Below are 17,711 nucleotides of genomic sequence, written 5' to 3'. Positions count from 1 at the left end.
GGAACATCCATCATGGTCTCGATCGGAATTCACGACCTATCAATAGCCACTGCGCATTACGTACTCGACCACGCAACCCTGGCCGAACACCACGGCGTGGACGTGAACAAATACCTCGTCGGTCTGGGCCAACAGCAGATGAGCATCGTCGCACCAGATGAGGACATCGTCACTTTGGCCGCCGCGGCCGCCGACCCGATCATCAAACGGCATGGCAGCCAAAAGATCCGGACAATAGTCATCGGTACCGAGACCGGCGTCGATCAGTCCAAATCGGCGGGAATCTGGGTGAGCTCCCTGCTCGGCCTACCCTCGAGCGCCCGCGTACTCGAAGTCAAGCAAGCCTGCTACGGGGCGACAGGTGCTCTGCAACTCGCGCTGGCACTCGTACACCGCGACCCGACCCAGCAGGTATTGGTCATCGCAGCCGATGTGGCCCGCTACGACCTCGACAGCCCGGGCGAGCCCACCCAAGGTGCAGCGGCCGCGGCGATGCTGGTTTCGGCAGACCCCGCGCTGCTGCGGCTGGAGGAGCCCACCGGAATCTATACCGCCGACATCATGGACTTCTGGAGACCGAACTATCGCAGCACTGCGTTGGTCGACGGAAAGGCTTCGGTCACCGCATATATGGAGGCGGCATCGGGCGCGTGGAAAGACTACACCGAACGCGGCGGTAGAGCCTTCGGCGAATTCGCGGCTTTCTGCTACCACCAACCGTTCACGAAAATGGCGTACAAGGCACACAAACAACTGGCCGCAGAAGCCGGTGAAGATGCCAGCGACGCCGCGGTCCAGGCGGCGGTCGGCAACACCGTCGAGTACAACCGGCGGATCGGCAACAGCTACACCGCATCGTTGTATCTGGCCCTCGCGGCGCTGCTGGATCAAGCGGACGACCTCTCAGATCAGCCGATAGCGATGCTGAGCTACGGATCAGGTTGTGTAGCCGAACTATTCGCCGGAACCGTCACTCCCGGATACCAACAACATCTACGCACCGATCAGCACCGCGCAGCGCTGGAAACGCGAATCCCGCTGAGCTATGAGCACTATCGCAGACTGCACAACCTCACGCTGCCCACCAACGGCAACCACCACAGCCTGCCGGTGGAAACCTCCCGCCCGTTCCGGCTGACAGCGATCTCCGAGCACAAACGGATGTACGGCGCAGTCTGATGTGAGGAGGTGGTCGATGTCGCTCGGCATGGCTGATGTTCCAGATGCGCCACCGGATGCGGGTCGGATACTGCTGTCGCGGGCTCGGCGCGAGTGCGATCCGGTAATGCGGGTAGCCGTGGGCTGGTTGGCTGAGCCGTTGGCAACCATGGCCGGGTATCACTTGGGCTGGTGGGATGTCAACGGATCCGGGACGGGTGGTTGGTCAGGGCGGGCGACGCGGGCCGCTTTGGTGGTCGGGGCAGCCGCCGCTTGCGGTGACGCGAGTGCGGCGGCTCCGGTGGCGGCGGCGGTGGAGTTGATGCACAATTTCTCGCTGGTTCACGACGACGTGATGGATCGCGATGTCACTCGCCGCGGCAGGGCGACGGTATGGACGGTCTGGGGAGAAACCAGCGCGATCATGCTCGGAGATGCGCTACACGTCTTGTGTAGTCGCGTATTGGCCGAGATGTTGGCGCCCGAGGTTGCCATGGCCGCGATCGCGACGTTGGAGTCGTCGTTTCTGGGCTTGCGTGTCGGCCAGGTCGATGATGGTGACTTCGAGACGCCCAAGCGGGTAACGGTCGACGGGTACTTGCGGATGGCAGCCGGGAAGACCGCGGGATTGATGGGGTGTGCCTGTGAGCTGGGGGCGCTGACCGCGGGTGCGGATCCGTTGACGGTATCGGCGATGCGGGAGTTCGGCTACCACCTGGGGCTGGCCTTTCAGATCCTCGACGACATCGTCGGCATTTGGGGAGATCCATCTGTCACCGGCAAGCCGGTCGGCAGCGATCTGGCCCGCCGCAAGAAAACTCTGCCGGTGATTGCGGCGTTGGAGTCCGGCTCCTCGGCGGCGCTCAAACTGGCTGAGCTGTATCGGTCTACGGAGCCGATGACGGCCAATGATGTGGCGTGGGCGAGCGAACTGATCGAAGCCGCAGGGGGGCGCAAGGCAGCCCGGCGGCATGCCGATGAACTCATGGATGCCGCCCTTGCCGCGTTGCCTGACCAGCTAGGCTCGGCTGATCTGATCGGCTTGGCGCAACTGGTGATCGGTCGCGATAGGTGATCAGGCGGTGTTGGGTGGTCAGCGGATCGCCGGCGTAGGAAACTCGCTCAGTGGTGTTGCGCGACTACAGCAGTCCGCTCAAGTTGCTGCCGATCGTCCACGCCGCGGCCGCAACCATCCCGGTGATTGCCAGCACCACCGCTACCCAGATCAGCACGGTGCGACGGGCATGCTGTCGTGCCCAGGCAAATTCGTTCATGGAGATTCCGGCGAACTGCCCTGACACCGGCTCGTATTCATACTCGTCGGATTCGTCATCGAAGTCGGAGCCGGGGGGCTCGTTGTGATTCTCGGGTTCTCGGGGGAGCTCGCGCGTCGGCTGGCGGCCGTGCGGAGAGGCCGAGACTTGCGCGGAGGCCTCGAAGGGCCGGTGTTGGTTGACTCGGCTGTGCTGCAGCGCCGCCGACCGGTGCTGTGCCGAGTTGCGCGGTGCCGGCACCCGGAATTCGGGCAGCGCCAGCTCCTCCACGATTGCGTCCAGATCGGCCGCCATCTCGATCGCGTCGGCGTACCGTTCACTCGGGTCACGGGCGGTAGCGCACGCCACAAATTCATCGAACTGTGTTGGAACGCCCGTGATCACAGCGCTGGCGGGCGGCACGTCATGATCGAGTCGTTGATACGCGATGGACAACGCCGTGTCACCGGTGAACGGCGTAGCGCCGGTGAGCAGTTCGTAGGTGAGGATGCCGGCGGAGTAGACGTCACTACGGGGGCCGGCGTTGCCGTCGCGGACCTGCTCCGGGGACAGATAGGCTGCGGTGCCCAAAATGACGCTGGTGGAGGTGATCCCAGCCGCTGCGACGGCACGGACCAGCCCGAAGTCCGCGATTTTCACGTCACCGTCATCGGAGATCAGGATGTTCTCCGGCTTGACGTCGCGGTGGACCAAGCCGGCTCGGTGCGCGGTCGCCAGTCCACCAAGCACCGGGCGCAGCACCGCCGCGACGGCATGGGGCGGCATCGGGCCACGTTCGCTCAGCAGCTCCCGCAGGGTGCCGCCTTCGATGAGCTCCATCACCAGAAATGGATGCCGCGCATCTAAGCCCTGGTCGTAGACGGCGACCAAGCCGGGGTTCTTCAGCCGGGCGACCGTGCGGGCCTCGAGCTGAAAGCGGGTGAGGAATTGCTGATCGCCCGCATAGCGGGAGTCCATCACCTTCAGCGCGACCGGGCGATCGAGGCGAACGTCCAGGCCGCGGTAGACCGTCGAGGTTCCGCCGCTGGCGATCCTGGCCCCGACCAGGTAACGGCCATCCAACAGCGCGCCGTCCAATTGGTCCCCAATCCCGGCTTCAATTCGGCCCCGATGCGGGCCGACACGGTCTGCGAAGGAGCCGGGGAATTCAGCTCGAGCCACTGAGCCATCCTAGGTTGCGCCGCGAATCGCAGGGCGCAACGTAGCCGCAACGCGCACACCCGCCAGCTTGCCAGGTTCTACACTGGCGCGGTGGGCAGTATTCCGGCCGGCGACGACGTCCTGGACCCCGACGAACCAACCTATGACCTGTCTCGGGTCGCCGAACTTCTCGGCGTTCCGGTCAGCAAGGTGCATCAGCAGTTGCGCGAAGGTCACCTTGTTGCGGTGCGGCGCGAGGGGGGTGTGGTCGTGCCGCAGGTCTTTTTCACCAGCTCAGGTCAGGTGGTCAAGAGCTTGCCAGGGTTGTTGACGATCCTGCATGACGGCGGATACCACGACACCGAGATCATCCGGTGGTTGTTTACGCCGGACCCGTCGTTGACCGTCACACGCGACGGCTCACGCGACGCGGTGAGCAACGCGCGCCCCGTCGACGCGCTCCATGCTCACCAGGCTCGTGAAGTCGTCCGCCGCGCGCAGGCCATGGCCTACTAAGAAGGCTCGATCCAGGCCTCCTGAGGCTCGCTGAGCCCTACTGAGGGTCCTTGGTGCCCATATCGAGGGGCGCCGCGGGCTCGTCGGCCGGTGTCTCGCCAGGCCGGGTGCGCAGGTCGGGCGCGTGGTAGAGCGCGTACCAGGCGGCAAGTGCGCAGCTTGTGGCGATCCAGAAGTGCAGCCAGGAGTACATCCCGTGTGATCCGTCGGGCTTAAAGATCACCATGATCCAGGTCGAAATCCCGGCGATGGCCGCCATCGATCGCCGGGACTGCGCCAGCGGCGCCGCGACGGCCAGCGGCCAGGAGTAATACCAAGGCAGGGCGGCTGGTACGAACAGCACCACGATGAGCATCGACCACGCGATGCCGGTCAATGCGGCCCGGTCGTCGCGCCGGAACCGCCACCACAGCAGCGGGAGCGATACGGCGATGATCGCGATTCCGATGAGTCGGGTGACGTGCAGCAAGGTGTAGAAGTCGAGCGTGAAGAAGTTCCTGCCCAGGGCATGGATCAGGTTGGCCGCCCCGGTCGGCAGGGTCAGCCAGTTGATGATCTTGACCGAACCGGCCAGCGCAGTGAGCCACCCGAGCCCCACCCGGGCCACCGCGGACAACACCGAGAACACGGCAAGAAAAACCAGTAGCGAGGCGGCGGCGGCCACCAGGAAAGCATGAGCCGGCCGATAACCCCGGCGCTCGTGTAGGTGGCGCATCCATACCCAGAACAGGAAGGGCAGTGCCAGCCCGGCCGTCGCCTTGACCGCGACGGCGACCGTGATCAGCGCGATACCCGCAACGTGGTGGCGCTGCAGGGTTAATGCGATACCGGCGGCCATCAGGCCCACCATCAGCATCTCGTTGTGCACCCCGCCCATCAGATGAATCAGGACCAATGGGTTGAGAACACAGATCCACATTGCGGTTGGGCTGTCGGCCCCGAGACGGTGAGCCAGGCGCGGGGTCGCCCAGATCAGTAGGGCCAACCCGGGCAGCATGCACAAACGCAGCAGCATGGTTCCTGCGACAACGTTGTTGCCGACGATCATGGTGACGACCTTTGCCACCAGGATGAATGCCGGACCGTACGGTGCGGTCGTGATCGTCCAGATCGGACTTACGTCGTTGAGCAGCGAATTCGCGTTGGCAACCGGGCCGACGGCGTAGGGGTCCAGGCCGTCGCGGAGCAGTGCCCCCTGGGCGAGGTAGGAGTAGGTGTCCCGGCTGAAGATGGGCACCGAAAGCAACAGGGGCGCCAACCAGAACGCCGTGGTGGCCCGCATGGTGAACTCGCTGGCTTGGCCGGCGAGGACCCCTCGCCCCAATCGCAGCCAGGCGATCAGCATGAGACCAACGCCCAGCCACAAAACGATCGATGACAGCACCAGCCCGTGACCGAAGCGCAGCCAGGACATGTGGATGGATTCCAGCAGTGGATCGTGCTGGCGGATGCTGCCCGCTCCCAGCCCGCCGACGGTGATCAGCACCGCACCCAGCAGCCCCAGCCGCGCAGGCCCGGCCTGGGGGGAGGACGCAAACTCTCGAATCCGCGAAAGGCTTTGCCTAACAGACATTTTTGTCACAGAGAGGGCTTCCGGAGTGGGTGTTGGACTGGTCATTGGTTCAGGCCGACCGGTCCGTGGCCGTCCGGGCCAGCGCGGACAAGCCGGCTTTGGCGCTGGCATTGATGGGTATGGACTCGAGTGTGGCAAGTGCGCGCCGGGTGAGCCCGGCGATCCGGTTCTCGGCGGCCGCAAGGGCCCCGACCCGCACGATCACCTCGCGCAGCTCGCCCACCTGCGAGTCGGTGAGCTCACTGCCGACCGCGGACCGCAACAAGTTGGCGGCCTTCGGGTCCGACCTGTCCGCCAGCGCGGCCGCCTCGGCGATCAACACCGTGCGCTTTCCCGACCTCAGGTCGTCGCCGGATGGCTTTCCCGTCACTGCCGGGTCGCCGAACACCCCCAGCACGTCGTCGCGCAGCTGAAACGCGACTCCGAGATCGGTTCCGAACTGGTGGAACGCCTCCTGGACATCGGGCCGGTCGGCGGCCGCGGCCGCCCCCAGCTGTAACGGCCTCGAGACCGTGTAGCAGGCGGTTTTGAAGGTCGCGACAGTCATTGCCGACGTAATGGAATCGGCCGCGCTGGCTTCGGCCACGATGTCAAGGTATTGCCCGCCCAGCACCTCGGTGCGGATATCCGACCAGACGCGCTGGACCCGCCGTTGCGCGTCGGGTGACAGGCTTGACTGGGAAACCCGCGAAATGATGTCGTCGGCCCAGGCCTGTGCCACATCGCCGATCAGGATCGCTGCCGAGATCCCGAATTGCTGTGCTGGGCCGAGCCAGTTCCGGTCCCGGTGTAGCGCCGCGAAGTGCATGTGGGCCGTTGGCCGGCCGCGCCGCGTTGACGAGGCGTCGATGACGTCGTCATGTATCAACGCCCAGGCATGTAGCAGCTCCAGCGCAGAAAACAACAACAGTAGATCCGGGTCGGGATCCTCGGTTGTCACGGCCTGCCAGCCCCGATAAGCGAAAATCGGCCTTAGCCGCTTGCCCCCGGAGAGCACGAACTCTTCCAGCCATGCCGTCAAGGCGCCGTAGTCGTCACCGATGTAGGCCGCCTGGCTGCGACGATCACGCAAGTACAGTCGCAGTTGGTCGGTGATGGCGCCGGCCAGCTCTTCGGTTGCCGATGCGTCGACGCTCAGCGCGGCGCCCCTTTCTGCTCGGCTTGTCTCTGGCCCGACAGTGTATTAGGCCACAGCGCAGGCGGCGGGTGTTGGTCTTTTAGGGTTGCGGCGCGGGTTGACCCCACAAGTTGCTTCGCCTAACTGACTAACCCACACCTATGCTGTTGGAAGTGACCTGGGTTTTGCGGCTCCGCGCGACCCGGATCCCCTGTGCGCGGTGTGGCGCCGCCTGGCAACGGGCAGAGAATAATCGTCAAAACAAAGGGGAGCTGTGTGACCCTACGCACGATCGCGCTCGAGCTGGTGCCGCCCAATGTCGATGGCGGCAAGGAACGGGCATTGGAAGATGCGCGCAAAGTGGTGCAGTACTCGGCGGACTTCGGGCTGGACGGCCGTCTGCGGCACGTGATGATCCCCGGGATGATCGCCGAAGACGACGATCGGCCGGTGCCGATGCAGCAGAAGCTCGACGTGCTCGACTTCTGGCAGATCATCAAACCCGAAATGCCGGGGATCAACGGCTTGTGTACGCAAGTAACCGCGTTTACCGACGAAGCGGCCCTGCGTCGCCGGCTGGTGGATTTGTCTGACGCCGGTATGGAGGGCGTGGTCTTTGTCGGCGTGCCGCGCACCATGAACGACGGGGAAGGCTCCGGGGTTGCACCCACCGACGCGTTGTCGATTTATCGTGACTTGCTGCCCAACCGCGGTGTGATCGTGATTCCCACCCGCGACGGCGAACAAGGCCGGCTCAATTTCAAGTGCAACCAGGGCGCCACCTACGGCATGACCCAGCTGCTGTATTCGGACGCCATCGTCAAGTTCCTCACCGAATTTGCCGACAGCACCGACCACCGGCCCGAGCTGCTGCTCTCGTTTGGCTTCATCCCGAAAGTCGAAAGCCGCGTCGGCCTGATCAACTGGCTGATCCAGGATCCCGGCAACCCTGCGGTGGCCGCGGAACAGGAGTTCGTCAAGCGCCTGGCCGCGAGCGAACCTGCTCAGAAGCGCCAGCTCATGGTCGACCTGTACAAGCGGATAATGGACGGCGTCGTCGGTCTGGGCTTCCCGCTCAGCATCCATTTCGAGGCGACCTACGGGGTGTCTCCGGCCGCTTTCCAGACCTTCGCGGAAATGCTCGCCTACTGGGCGCCCGACACACACGGCTAGCCCGTTCTGCGGCACCGGGCCCCGGCGGCGTCGAGTCGAGCGCGCTTAGCTTGGCGGCTGATCGCCGGGGGCTGTGAAGCGCGGGGAGCGGTCCCGGCTGACCCAAGCCAGCGCCGCCACCACCCCGGCGGCGGCGAACGACGCGATGGCGAGCCAGATGCCTGCCGCGGTGAAGGACCGGGTGTTGGGATCGGTGTAGCGCGCCTGAGCGTTCATGGTGCTGACCACACCCGGCTTGAGTTTCCACTGCACCACTTCGGGCTCGATGCGATCGCCGTTGGTGGACGTCACGGTGCCAGGGAACGCAACGGTCAGCTCGACCTCGGCATCGGCATCGGTCACCGACGTCAGATCGACGCGGCCCTCGAGAATCACCATGTTGCCGTTGCGGCGCAGCGACAGGTTCACTCCGGCGGCGTCGGGATTCATGTTGGCCAGCTGAGGCAGTTCGGCGAAGGTGAGATCGGAGAACACCGCCTGCGATCCCACGTAGCCGTCGCTGTCGTAGTTGGAAACCGCGACCTTCTGGCTGAACGCGACGTTGTCGCTGTCCAGCTGGGGCCCGGTGTCCTTGTTGTTCTTCGGTTTTGCCGCCGCGATGATCTCCCCGGACACCAGGTCCTCGGGCGAGATGGTGATCGACGCTCGGACCCGCAGGCACCCGGTGGCAAGCGGCACCAGCATCAACAGCATTGCGATTGCCAGCAACCGCCGTCGTCGGGCGCGCAACGCTGGGGCTGCTGGGGCTGAAAGTGGGGGAGAGCTGGCACGCACCTGGTCATCGTGCCAGACCCGGTGGGGTGGTACGGCAACCTGTCCGCCGGTTCGGGTGCCGCCGGGGCCTACAGGGGAAGCGCGCGGCCCAGGATCGCGAATGCGCGCGGATCGCCGGCGAAGTAATAGCCGCGGAGGATGTCGGTGAATCCCAGCCGCCGATACAGCCGCCACGCTCGATTGTCCTCGCCATTGCTTTCCGGAGTGGAGAGCAAGACGCTCTCCTCGCCGCGGCCGGCCAGAAGCCGACGGGTGAGCGCCTCTCCGATGCCCCGGCCTTGGGCGTTCGGATGGATATGCAACTCCGTTAGCTCGAAGTAGCTGCTCATCACCCGAGCGATCGCGTGCATCGGAAAACCGCGGCGCTGCAGGCCCAAAACGACCTGCTGTTGCCACCATTGACCGGGTGCTCCGGGATAGCCGTAGGCCACCCCGACCATCGGAGCGTTGGCCAGATCTGCGGCCGGCAACTCGTGGTTGGGATCGGCGCCAATGATGTCGGGGAGCTGCGTTGATGGCTGTGTTTGCGGTACGTCAACCGCGGCCACCGCCTTCCAGCCGCTGCGTCGGACGTGTTCCAGCCACATGGCAGCGCGCTGGTTTTCGGTGCCTCTGGGGTAGCGCATCGCGTCGACGTAGACCGTCAAGGCCTCCCTGAGGCGGCGCTCCATCTCGTCCGGCGGCAGATCAATGACGAAGATCGTCAACGCGGGCTGCCCTCCTCGTGGTTATTTGGTGCGATGCTTCAGCACCAGTATCTGACCACGCGCCAGTAGCTCAGCGAGCGGTTGGATGGTGATCGACCCGGAGTCGACGGGGCAATTGTGATGGGTTGCATCGCAGCGGTACTCCCACCCATTCGTGCGCATTGATGACGCCAGGATAGAATCGCCGGCGAACCAGTGGTACCGCACGGATTCAGCTCGTATCATCTGAGTTAGTTGCCCGCACAACGGGCATCCGCGTTGCTATCGGTAGTTACGTGACGGCTGTCGGCAAGGAGGGACGAATGCCACTCTCCGATCATGAGCAGCGGATGCTCGAGCAGATCGAGAGCGCTCTCTACGCCGAAGACCCCAAATTCGCCTCGAGCGTCCGTGGCGGGGGTTTCCGTGCACCGACAGCGCGCCGGCGGTTACAGGGCGCGGCGTTGTTCGTCATCGGTCTGGCGATGCTGGTCTCCGGTGTGGCGTTCAAGGCCACGATGATCGGAAGCTTCCCGATTTTGAGTGTGTTCGGCTTCGTCGTCATGTTTGGCGGCGTGGTGTTCGCCATTTCTGGCCCGCGGTTGTCGGGTCGGGTGGATCACTCCCGGCCGGCGTCTGGCACATCGCGTCAGCGCCGCGGCAAGGGGTCGGGCGGCTCGTTCACCAGTCGTATGGAGGATCGGTTCCGCCGCCGTTTCGACGAGTAGGCGAAGATCTGAACAAGACGGGGCGGCCCACGGCCGCCCCCTTTTTTTGTGCCGCGGTGCGCTGGGCTGCCCGGTGCGGGTTTACCCATTGCCGCGTGCGCACCCACGAACTGGGCAATTACGGCGGGTAGTCCGTACCGATCCCCACCTGTGACCGATCGGCGTGTCGCATATGCCCCACTTGGCCCCACTTGGCGCCAATTTTGGCCTGCATGCCTCTGAAATGCGGCTTTGCCGCTCCGTAGACCCTCTGTATGGGGGGTGGTGGCGGTAGGACTTCATCCCGAAGTGGCAGATCAGTGGAAAAACATGGGTGCGACACCCTGGCAATGGGGCGAAGTGGGGGATTGTGGGGTATGGTGGCTGAAGTGTTCGGGTGAGCCGAGTGACTCTGGCTGGAGGTGGCCTAGTGTTTCTCGGCACCTACACGCCCAAACTCGATGACAAAGGGCGGCTAACGCTGCCGGCCAAGTTTCGCGACGCGTTGGCAGGGGGGTTGATGGTCACCAAGAGCCAAGATCACAGCCTTGCTGTCTATCCCCGGTCGGAGTTCGAGCAATTGGCTCGCCGGGCCAGCAAGGCGCCGCGCAGTAATCCCGAAGCGCGAGCATTCCTGCGTAATCTCGCCGCCGGCACCGATGAACAGCATCCCGACAGTCAGGGCCGCATCACGTTGTCGGCCGACCACCGCCGCTATGCGGGCCTCACCAAGGACTGCGTGGTGATCGGAGCGGTTGACTATCTCGAAATCTGGGATGCGCAAGCCTGGCACGACTACCAGCAACTCCATGAAGAGAACTTCTCCGCGGCCAGCGATGAAGCACTCGGCGACATTTTCTGAGGTGCATGTCCGTGCACCGTGGTCTCTGCCCGAACCGACCCTGGCGTACTTCCCCAACGCCAGGTTCGTGCCTTCGGACAGGGACCTCGGTGCAGGGGCATTGCGCCTGGTAGGCGAGGATTGCCCGGCCCCAACCAGGGGAGGTGTCGCGGTGGCTGACGGCCCGACGGAACCCGGCTTCAATGACTTTCACCATGTTCCCGTCCTGGCGCAACGCTGCGTCGAGCTGCTCAGGCCCGCGCTGACTCGCCACCACGCGGACGGGTCGGAGGCGGTTCTGGTCGACGCCACAATCGGCGCGGGTGGGCACGCGGAGCGGTTCTTGACGGAGCTGCCGGGTTTGCGACTGATCGGGCTCGACCGTGATCCCAGTGCCCTCGAGATCGTCCGGACTCGATTGGCGCGCTTTGCCGACCGGGTCACGCTGGTGCACACGCGCTACGACGGTCTGGCCTCGGCGTTGACCGAACTGGGTTATGGCGCAGCGCAATCGATCGACGGCGCGCTATTCGACCTGGGCGTCTCGTCGATGCAGCTCGACCAGGCCGAGCGAGGCTTCGCCTATGCCAAGGACGCCCCGCTGGACATGCGAATGAATCCGCAGTCAGCGCTGTCGGCGGCCGACATCATCAATACCTACGACGAGGCGGCACTGGCCGATATCCTGCACCGCTACGGCGAGGAGCGGTTCGCGCGCCGCATCGCGGCCCGCATCATCCGCAGGCGCGCCGACAAGCCGTTCACCACCACCGCGGAACTCGTTGCTCTTCTCTACGAGGCGATTCCGGCTGCGGCGCGGCGTACCGGCGGACATCCGGCCAAGCGCACTTTCCAGGCGCTGCGAATTGCGGTCAACGACGAGCTGGGCTCCTTGCGTAGTGCCGTCCCCGCCGCAATGGACGCGCTTGCCGTTGGCGGGCGGATTGTCGTCATGGCCTATCAATCTCTGGAGGACCGGATCGTCAAGCGGGTGTTCGCCGACGCGGTCGCCTCGCGCACACCGATGGACCTTCCGGTTGAACTTCCCGGCCATGGGCCGCGATTCCGCTCGTTGACCCACGGCGCCGAACGCGCGGATGCGGCCGAGGTGGAACGCAACCCGCGCAGCGCGCCCGTGCGATTGCGGGCGTTGGAACGGCTTGAGCTCGAGGCACTACCGCGACAAGGAACCGGGAAGGGCGAGTCATGAAGGCGAAGCGCGAGGCTCGGGTGCCTGGAAAACGCCAGAGCGGTGATCGTGGCGGCGGACGCGACGGTTCGGTCGCCCGTACCACCAGGCGCACACCGGCTGACGCGTCGCGCCGTGGTCGGGCCGGAAAGAAGAAAGCGCCCAACCGGGAGGCCCGGATCCCGATGTCGGGACCGCAGACCACACCCATGCCGCGGCCCGCGGAGCGCCCGGCGCGGCCGAAGAACACCGGGCAAGCCAAAGCGCGGGCCAAGGCTCGGAAAGCCAAGGCACCCAAGGTCGTCCGGCCCAAGCTGACGGAGCGGATGGCGGTCCGGCTGGCCTCGATGGACCTGCGTCCCCACGCACTGCTCAGCAGGGTTCCGTTTGTGGTGTTGGTGATCGGCTCGCTCGGGGTGGGGCTGGGGCTCACCTTGTGGCTGTCCACCGACGCGGCCGAGCGTTCGTATCAGCTCAGCCATGCTCGGGAGCGGACCCGGATGCTGCAGCAGCAGAAGGAATCGCTGGAACGCGATGTACGCGAAGCGGAATCCGCGCCCGCGTTGGCCGAAGCGGCCCGCAAACAGGGCATGATCCCCACCCGGGATACCGCCCATCTGGTTCAGGCTCCGGACGGAAACTGGGTGGTAGTGGGTACCCCGAAGCCGGCTGATGGTGTACCCCCGCCACCGCTGAACAGCAAGCTGCCCGAAGAAGGTCCTCCGGCGCCCCCGAAGCCGGCCGCGTTGCCGCCCGAGGTTCCGGTGCGGGTAATGCCGGGTCCCGACGATCCGGCGTTGCTCCCCAGAACGGGACCGCAACTGTTGCCGCGCACTCCAGACGGTTCGTCGACCCTTGGCGCCGGCACCAACCACCTACCGGGCCAGCCCCCGATCGAGATACCGGGTCAGGTACCCGGGGCGCCGGGGCCGGTGCCGCTTCCCGGCCAGTTGCCTGGCGTTGCGGGTCCGGTCACCGGGCCGGGCCAGTTGCCAGGACCACCGGCCGGGGCGGTCCAAGTTCCCCCGGCTCCGGTCGTGCTGCCCGCACCAGTGCCCGCTCAGGTGCCCGCTGAGGTGCCGGTACCGGTGCCAGCGGTCACGGCGCCGCCCGTCGCGGTCGTCCCCGTGGCCCCGCAGGCCTCACTGGCTGCGCCGGTGCCGGGGACGGCCGGGCTTCCGGTGGCTCCTCAGGCGGGGGTACCGGCGCCGGTGCCAGCGCTTCCGGCTCCGGCTAGCGGTGTACAGCCCGGTCCAGCCGCTGCTGCGGCGCCAGGGGTGTCACGGTGAGCCGCGGCGAATCGCGGCAGGCTCGTCCGTCGCAGTCCTCGCGGTCACGGCGGGTCTCGGGCAAGGCGCACAGCGCCCACGAACCGCGCCAGCCCAGGTCGTCCGGTAAGACGCGGGCCGACCGCTCGCCCAAGCAGGCTCGTGAACCGAAGCGACTGCCCCAAGCCAAACAGGCCAAGAAGACCCGTCCGGCGGCGCGCACTGAGGTCGCCCCGCCCGGCAGGTCGGCACGGGAGCGGCGCACCCGCCAGGCGGTGGAAGTCGCCAGCCGCGGCGCTTCATTCGTGTTTCGGCACCGAGCCGGAAACGCGGTGATCTTGGTGCTGATGCTGGTGGCGGCGACCCAGCTGTTCGTTCTGCAGGTATCAAATGCCGAGGACCTGCGCGCGCAGGCGGCTGGTCAGCTGAAGGTCACCGACGTCGAAGCCGCGTTGCGCGGCTCCATCGTCGACCGGCACAACGATCGGCTCGCCTTCACCATCGAGGCACGTGCGCTGACATTCCAGCCGAAGCGGATTCGCAAGCAGCTGGAGGAGGCCAAGCTGAAGTCTCCGGCCGCGCCCGACCCCCAGCAGCGGCTGAAGGACATCGCGAAGGACGTTGCGGGCAAGCTGAACAACAAGCCCGATGCACCCACCCTGCTCAAGAAGCTGCAGAGCAACGAGTCGTTCGTGTATTTGGCACGCGCCGTCGATCCGGTTATCGCCAGCGCGATCACCGACAAGTATCCCGAAGTCGGTTCGGAGCGCCAGGATCTGCGCCAATACCCGGGTGGATCGTTGGCGGCCAATATCGTCGGCGGCATCGACTGGGACGGCCATGGTCTGCTCGGCCTGGAGGACTCGCTTGACGCGGTGCTGGCCGGCACCGACGGGTCGGTGACCTACGACCGGGGATCGGACGGCGTCGTCATCCCCGGCAGCTATCGCAACCGGCACAAAGCGGTGCACGGGTCCACCGTCCAGCTGACCCTGGACAACGACATCCAGTTCTACGTGCAGCAACAGGTGCAGCAGGCGAAGAACTTGTCCGGAGCCCGCAACGCCTCGGCGGTGGTCCTGGACGCCCAGACCGGCGAAGTCCTTGCCATGGCCAACGACAACACCTTCGACCCGTCTCAAGACATCGGCCGCCAGGGCGACCGCCAACTCGGCAATCTGGTGGTGTCATCGCCTTTTGAGCCGGGTTCGGTAAACAAGATCATCGCCGCGGCCTCGGTCATCGAGTACGGGCTGAGCACCCCCGACGAAGTGCTACAGGTGCCCGGCACGATCCAAATGGGCGGCGTTACCGTGCACGACGCCTGGGGTCACGGTGTCATGCCCTACACCACGACCGGGGTGTTCGGGAAGTCTTCGAACGTGGGCACCTTGATGCTCGCGCAGCGGGTCGGCCCGGAACGTTTTTACGACATGGTCGGCAAGTTCGGTCTGGGCCAGCGCACCGGTGTCGGATTGCCCGGCGAAAGCGCCGGCCTGGTGCCGCCGCTCGACCAGTGGTCGGGCAGCACGTTCGCGAACCTGCCGATCGGCCAAGGGCTTTCGATGACACTGCTGCAAATGGCCGGCATGTACCAGGCGATTGCCAACGACGGGGTGCGGATACCGCCGCGGATCATCAAGGCGACCATCGCCGCCGACGGAACGCGTACCGAAGAGCCACGGCCCGAGGGCATCAGGGTGGTGTCGGCGCAGACCGCTCAAACCGTGCGCGAGATGCTGCGCGCGGTCGTCCAGCGCGACCCGATGGGCTATCAGCAGGGCACCGGAACCGCCGCCGCGGTGCCGGGCTACCAGATGGCGGGCAAGACCGGAACCGCGCAGCAGATCAACCCGGCATGTGGCTGCTATTTCGACAACGTGTACTGGATCACCTTCGCGGGACTGGCCACCGTCGACAATCCTCGCTACGTCATCGGCCTGATGCTGGACAACCCGGAACGCAACTCCGATGGAACCGCCGGTCACTCGTCGGCGCCGCTGTTCCACAACATCGCTGCGTGGCTGATGCAGCGCGAGAATGTGCCGCTGTCCGCGGACCCGGGGCCGCCCCTGCTGCTGCAGGCCACCTAGGAACCTGCTGCCGAGACCCACCACTGAACCAGCGCAACGCCTAGGTGCGCCGGCTCGTGTCGCGACCGCTAGGGAGAATGCTGGCCGCCATGCCTCACTGGAATCAGTCAAATATCTGAAACTGCGGTTTACATTTGGCATTGAATGTAACGTTCTGGCAATCGGGAATTGCGTGATGTCAGAACTCGGTCGACCTGTCCATCCGGGTCGCCCGCTAACCGGCATCGGACTTGCGTGAGGGGATTTAGCGATGTCTTTCGTGTCGGTAACTCAGGAGGCACTGGCCGCGGCTGCGTCGGATGTTGGGGTGATCGGGTCGAGCCTGCAGGCGGCCAATATGTCGGTGGCGGCCCCGACGGCCGGGGTGTTGGCAGCGGGTGCTGATGAGGTGTCGGTGGCGATGGCGGCGTTGTTTTCCGGTCATGGCCAGGCTTATCAGACGCTCAGCGCTCAGGCGAATGCGTTTCATGCCCAGTTTTTGCAGGCGTTGACCAATGCGGGGGGCGCGTATGCGGCCGCGGAGGTGGTCAACGTATCGCCGTTGCAGGGTGTTGAGCAGGGTGTGTTGGGGGCGGTCAATGCGCCCACGCAAGCGTTGTTGGGGCGCCCATTGATCGGTGATGGGACGGCGGGAACCGCGGCCAGCCCTAATGGTGGGGCTGGGGGGTTGTTGTACGGCAATGGTGGCGACGGCTACAGCTACACCAGCGGCGCCACCGCTGCGGCAGGTGGTAGCGGGGGCGCGGCGGGGCTGATCGGCAATGGCGGGGCGGGAGGCAGTGGCTGGGCCGGAGGGGCTGGGGGTGCCGGGGGCAACGGTGGATGGCTCTACGGCAACGGTGGGGCCGGCGGGCAAGGCGGGGCCGCCGCTGGGACTTACTACACGGCGGGCGGGGTTGGTGGTGCGGGTGGCAACGCTGGGCTGTGGGGTGACGGCGGAGCCGGCGGCGATGGCGGCGATACCTGGCGTCCCGGTTTCTTCACGGTGGGGTCTGTGGAGGGGGCCGGTGGTAACGGCGGACATGGTGGGCTGCTTTTCGGCAATGGCGGCGGCGGTGGTGACGCCGGGCTGAATAATCAGATTTTCGGCGCTAAAGGCACTCCGAATGGCGCTGCCGGAGGGTACGGGGGAAACGCCGGGTTGTGGGGCAATGGCGGGGCCGGCGGCCACGGTGGCTTCGGTGGTACCGCTACCGCACCAGTTGGGGACGGCGGGGTCGGCGGAAATGGCGGGGCTGGCGGAAATGGCGGGTTGTTCTACGGCGACGGTGGGGCCGGTGGGGCCGGCGGTACCGGGGGAGGGCTCTTGCAAGGCTCCGGCATTCCCGGTGTCGGTGGGAACGGAGGGGCCGGCGGTACCAGTGGGCTGATCGGTAGCGGTGGGGCCGGTGGGGTCGGCGGTACCGGAGGCGCAAATCACGCCAGCACCAACAGCATCGGTGGTGTGGGTGGGGCCGGCGGAACCGGAGGCGCGGCGAAACTGTTCGGGAGTGGTGGCAGTGGTGGGACCGGTGGCGTCGGAGGTATAGGTAACACCATCGGCGGTACGGGCGGGGTTGGTGGCGGCGGCGGGGCAGCCGGGTTAATCGGCGATGGCGGGGCCGGCGGGGCGGGCGGCAACGGAGGGGGCGGTACTGGCGCTGGCGGCCTGGGCGGCAACGGTGCCAGCGCCGATTGGATCGGTAACGGCGGGTCCGGCGGCGCCGGCGGGTCCGGCGGACTCGGTGCACATGCCGGTGCCGGCGGGAATGGCGGGTCGTTGTATGGCAATGGCGGGTCCGGAGGGGCTGGCGGAACCGGCGCTAGCGGTGCCGGCGGCAACGGTGGTGGCGGCGGAGCAGCCGGGATGATGGGTGATGGCGGGGCCGGCGGCGACGGTGGGGACGGCAGCGCGGCTGGCGGGCTGGGCGGCGACGGTGGCAACGCCGATTGGATCGGTAGCGGCGGGTCCGGCGGCGCCGGCGGGTTAGGCCTGCCGCCAGCGACCGGCGGTTTCGGCGGGCGAGGCGGTCGACTATTCGGCTCGCCCGGTGCCCAGGGCTGACGTGCGCTGATGTGCCTGTCGGCGGCTTGCCGGTGCTGATTGCGCCGCCGCCGTCTGCTGCTGGTCGGCTTTCATGTGGCCTAGCCGCTGTTTATCGGGGTGTCGTGCGCCTCAGTAGGTAGCGCCCAGGAACCGGCGTGAGCGCGATTGTCGGCCCC

General features: G+C 66.2%; 15 protein-coding genes. 10 read left to right on the top strand and 5 right to left on the bottom strand.

What is annotated here, in order from left to right:
- Nucleotides 1-12: 12 nt before the first annotated feature.
- Together CCUG20998_RS15470 and idsB are read left to right on the top strand one after the other, a co-directional pair.
- The gene (locus CCUG20998_RS15470) at nucleotides 13-1,179 is read left to right on the top strand and encodes a hydroxymethylglutaryl-CoA synthase (protein ID WP_020729397.1); all 1,167 of its coding nucleotides are present in this window, start codon (nucleotides 13-15) and stop codon (nucleotides 1,177-1,179) included.
- A gap of 16 nt (nucleotides 1,180-1,195) precedes the next feature.
- Nucleotides 1,196-2,233 carry a geranylgeranyl diphosphate synthase IdsB gene (gene idsB, locus CCUG20998_RS15465; protein WP_020729396.1) on the top strand — a complete coding sequence of 346 codons (1,038 nt, stop codon included), beginning with the start codon at nucleotides 1,196-1,198 and terminating at the stop codon, nucleotides 2,231-2,233.
- A gap of 64 nt (nucleotides 2,234-2,297) precedes the next feature.
- Here idsB and CCUG20998_RS15460 read toward each other — a convergent pair whose 3' ends face one another.
- Complete coding sequence (locus tag CCUG20998_RS15460) at nucleotides 2,298-3,533, bottom strand: protein kinase domain-containing protein (RefSeq protein WP_172607283.1); 1,236 nt, start codon at nucleotides 3,531-3,533, stop codon at nucleotides 2,298-2,300.
- A 150-nt stretch (nucleotides 3,534-3,683) separates the two neighbouring features.
- Here CCUG20998_RS15460 and CCUG20998_RS15455 point away from each other — a divergent pair, with 150 nt between their 5' ends.
- On the top strand, nucleotides 3,684-4,088 hold the full coding sequence (locus CCUG20998_RS15455) for an Rv2175c family DNA-binding protein (protein ID WP_011741279.1): 405 nt from the start codon (nucleotides 3,684-3,686) through the stop codon (nucleotides 4,086-4,088).
- Between the two features lie 37 nt (nucleotides 4,089-4,125).
- Here CCUG20998_RS15455 and CCUG20998_RS15450 read toward each other — a convergent pair whose 3' ends face one another.
- Both CCUG20998_RS15450 and idsA2 read right to left on the bottom strand, forming a co-directional pair.
- Nucleotides 4,126-5,706: an alpha-(1->6)-mannopyranosyltransferase A gene (locus tag CCUG20998_RS15450; RefSeq protein ID WP_036455751.1), complete on the bottom strand. Its 1,581-nt coding sequence runs from the start codon at nucleotides 5,704-5,706 to the stop codon at nucleotides 4,126-4,128.
- Between the two features lie 4 nt (nucleotides 5,707-5,710).
- Entirely contained in the window at nucleotides 5,711-6,769 is a 1,059-nt protein-coding gene (gene idsA2 / locus CCUG20998_RS15445; RefSeq protein WP_036455749.1) for a bifunctional (2E,6E)-farnesyl/geranyl diphosphate synthase, read from the bottom strand.
- Nucleotides 6,770-7,054: 285 nt separating this feature from the next.
- On the opposite strand from idsA2, the gene CCUG20998_RS15440 reads away from it, so the two are divergent.
- Complete coding sequence (locus CCUG20998_RS15440) at nucleotides 7,055-7,951, top strand: mycobacterial-type methylenetetrahydrofolate reductase (RefSeq protein WP_012394871.1); 897 nt, start codon at nucleotides 7,055-7,057, stop codon at nucleotides 7,949-7,951.
- A gap of 45 nt (nucleotides 7,952-7,996) precedes the next feature.
- Here the strand turns inward: CCUG20998_RS15440 and lppM are convergent, their stop codons facing one another.
- Both lppM and CCUG20998_RS15430 read right to left on the bottom strand, forming a co-directional pair.
- On the bottom strand, nucleotides 7,997-8,644 hold the full coding sequence (gene lppM, locus CCUG20998_RS15435) for a lipoprotein LppM (RefSeq protein WP_015356146.1): 648 nt from the start codon (nucleotides 8,642-8,644) through the stop codon (nucleotides 7,997-7,999).
- 149 nt (nucleotides 8,645-8,793) lie between these two features.
- On the bottom strand, nucleotides 8,794-9,432 hold the full coding sequence (locus tag CCUG20998_RS15430) for a GNAT family N-acetyltransferase (protein ID WP_011741274.1): 639 nt from the start codon (nucleotides 9,430-9,432) through the stop codon (nucleotides 8,794-8,796).
- 302 nt (nucleotides 9,433-9,734) lie between these two features.
- Between CCUG20998_RS15430 and CCUG20998_RS15420 the strand changes: the two genes are divergently transcribed.
- The 6 genes from CCUG20998_RS15420 (at nucleotide 9,735) to CCUG20998_RS15395 (ending at nucleotide 17,553) form a co-directional block, all read left to right on the top strand.
- Nucleotides 9,735-10,139 carry a DUF3040 domain-containing protein gene (locus CCUG20998_RS15420; protein WP_011741273.1) on the top strand — a complete coding sequence of 135 codons (405 nt, stop codon included), beginning with the start codon at nucleotides 9,735-9,737 and terminating at the stop codon, nucleotides 10,137-10,139.
- A gap of 409 nt (nucleotides 10,140-10,548) precedes the next feature.
- The gene (mraZ, locus tag CCUG20998_RS15415; protein ID WP_020729392.1) at nucleotides 10,549-10,980 is read left to right on the top strand and encodes a division/cell wall cluster transcriptional repressor MraZ; all 432 of its coding nucleotides are present in this window, start codon (nucleotides 10,549-10,551) and stop codon (nucleotides 10,978-10,980) included.
- A 1-nt stretch (nucleotide 10,981) separates the two neighbouring features.
- Nucleotides 10,982-12,169: a 16S rRNA (cytosine(1402)-N(4))-methyltransferase RsmH gene (gene rsmH / locus CCUG20998_RS15410; protein WP_103654026.1), complete on the top strand. Its 1,188-nt coding sequence runs from the start codon at nucleotides 10,982-10,984 to the stop codon at nucleotides 12,167-12,169.
- Entirely contained in the window at nucleotides 12,166-13,437 is a 1,272-nt protein-coding gene (gene ftsL / locus CCUG20998_RS15405) for a cell division protein FtsL (RefSeq protein ID WP_020729390.1), read from the top strand. The genes rsmH and ftsL overlap by 4 nt, the downstream gene beginning before the upstream one ends.
- A complete protein-coding gene (locus CCUG20998_RS15400; RefSeq protein WP_020729389.1) occupies nucleotides 13,434-15,509 on the top strand; it encodes a peptidoglycan D,D-transpeptidase FtsI family protein in 2,076 nt (691 codons plus the stop codon). The genes ftsL and CCUG20998_RS15400 overlap by 4 nt, the downstream gene beginning before the upstream one ends.
- A gap of 250 nt (nucleotides 15,510-15,759) precedes the next feature.
- Nucleotides 15,760-17,553, top strand: coding sequence for a PE family protein (locus tag CCUG20998_RS15395; RefSeq protein ID WP_020729388.1), 1,794 nt, complete (start codon nucleotides 15,760-15,762; stop codon nucleotides 17,551-17,553).
- The last annotated feature ends 158 nt before the right edge of the window (nucleotides 17,554-17,711 follow it).

The sequence above is a fragment of the Mycobacterium marinum genome (genome assembly GCF_003391395.1).
GTDB classification, from domain to species: domain Bacteria; phylum Actinomycetota; class Actinomycetes; order Mycobacteriales; family Mycobacteriaceae; genus Mycobacterium; species Mycobacterium marinum.
Note: the sequence above shows the minus strand (reverse complement) of the source record. Positions and strands in the feature narration are given on the sequence as shown.

What these genes read in the sequence shown, in the direction of transcription:
- ftsL (WP_020729390.1), top strand. Translation starts at nt 12,166, where the DNA reads ATGAAGGCGAAGCGCGAGGCTCGGGTGCCTGGAAAACGCCAGAGCGGT.
- CCUG20998_RS15450 (WP_036455751.1), bottom strand. Translation starts at nt 5,706, where the DNA reads ATGACCAGTCCAACACCCACTCCGGAAGCCCTCTCTGTGACAAAAATG.
- CCUG20998_RS15470 (WP_020729397.1), top strand. Translation starts at nt 13, where the DNA reads ATGGTCTCGATCGGAATTCACGACCTATCAATAGCCACTGCGCATTAC.
- lppM (WP_015356146.1), bottom strand. Translation starts at nt 8,644, where the DNA reads ATGCTGTTGATGCTGGTGCCGCTTGCCACCGGGTGCCTGCGGGTCCGA.
- idsB (WP_020729396.1), top strand. Translation starts at nt 1,196, where the DNA reads ATGTCGCTCGGCATGGCTGATGTTCCAGATGCGCCACCGGATGCGGGT.
- CCUG20998_RS15420 (WP_011741273.1), top strand. Translation starts at nt 9,735, where the DNA reads ATGCCACTCTCCGATCATGAGCAGCGGATGCTCGAGCAGATCGAGAGC.
- CCUG20998_RS15395 (WP_020729388.1), top strand. Translation starts at nt 15,760, where the DNA reads ATGTCTTTCGTGTCGGTAACTCAGGAGGCACTGGCCGCGGCTGCGTCG.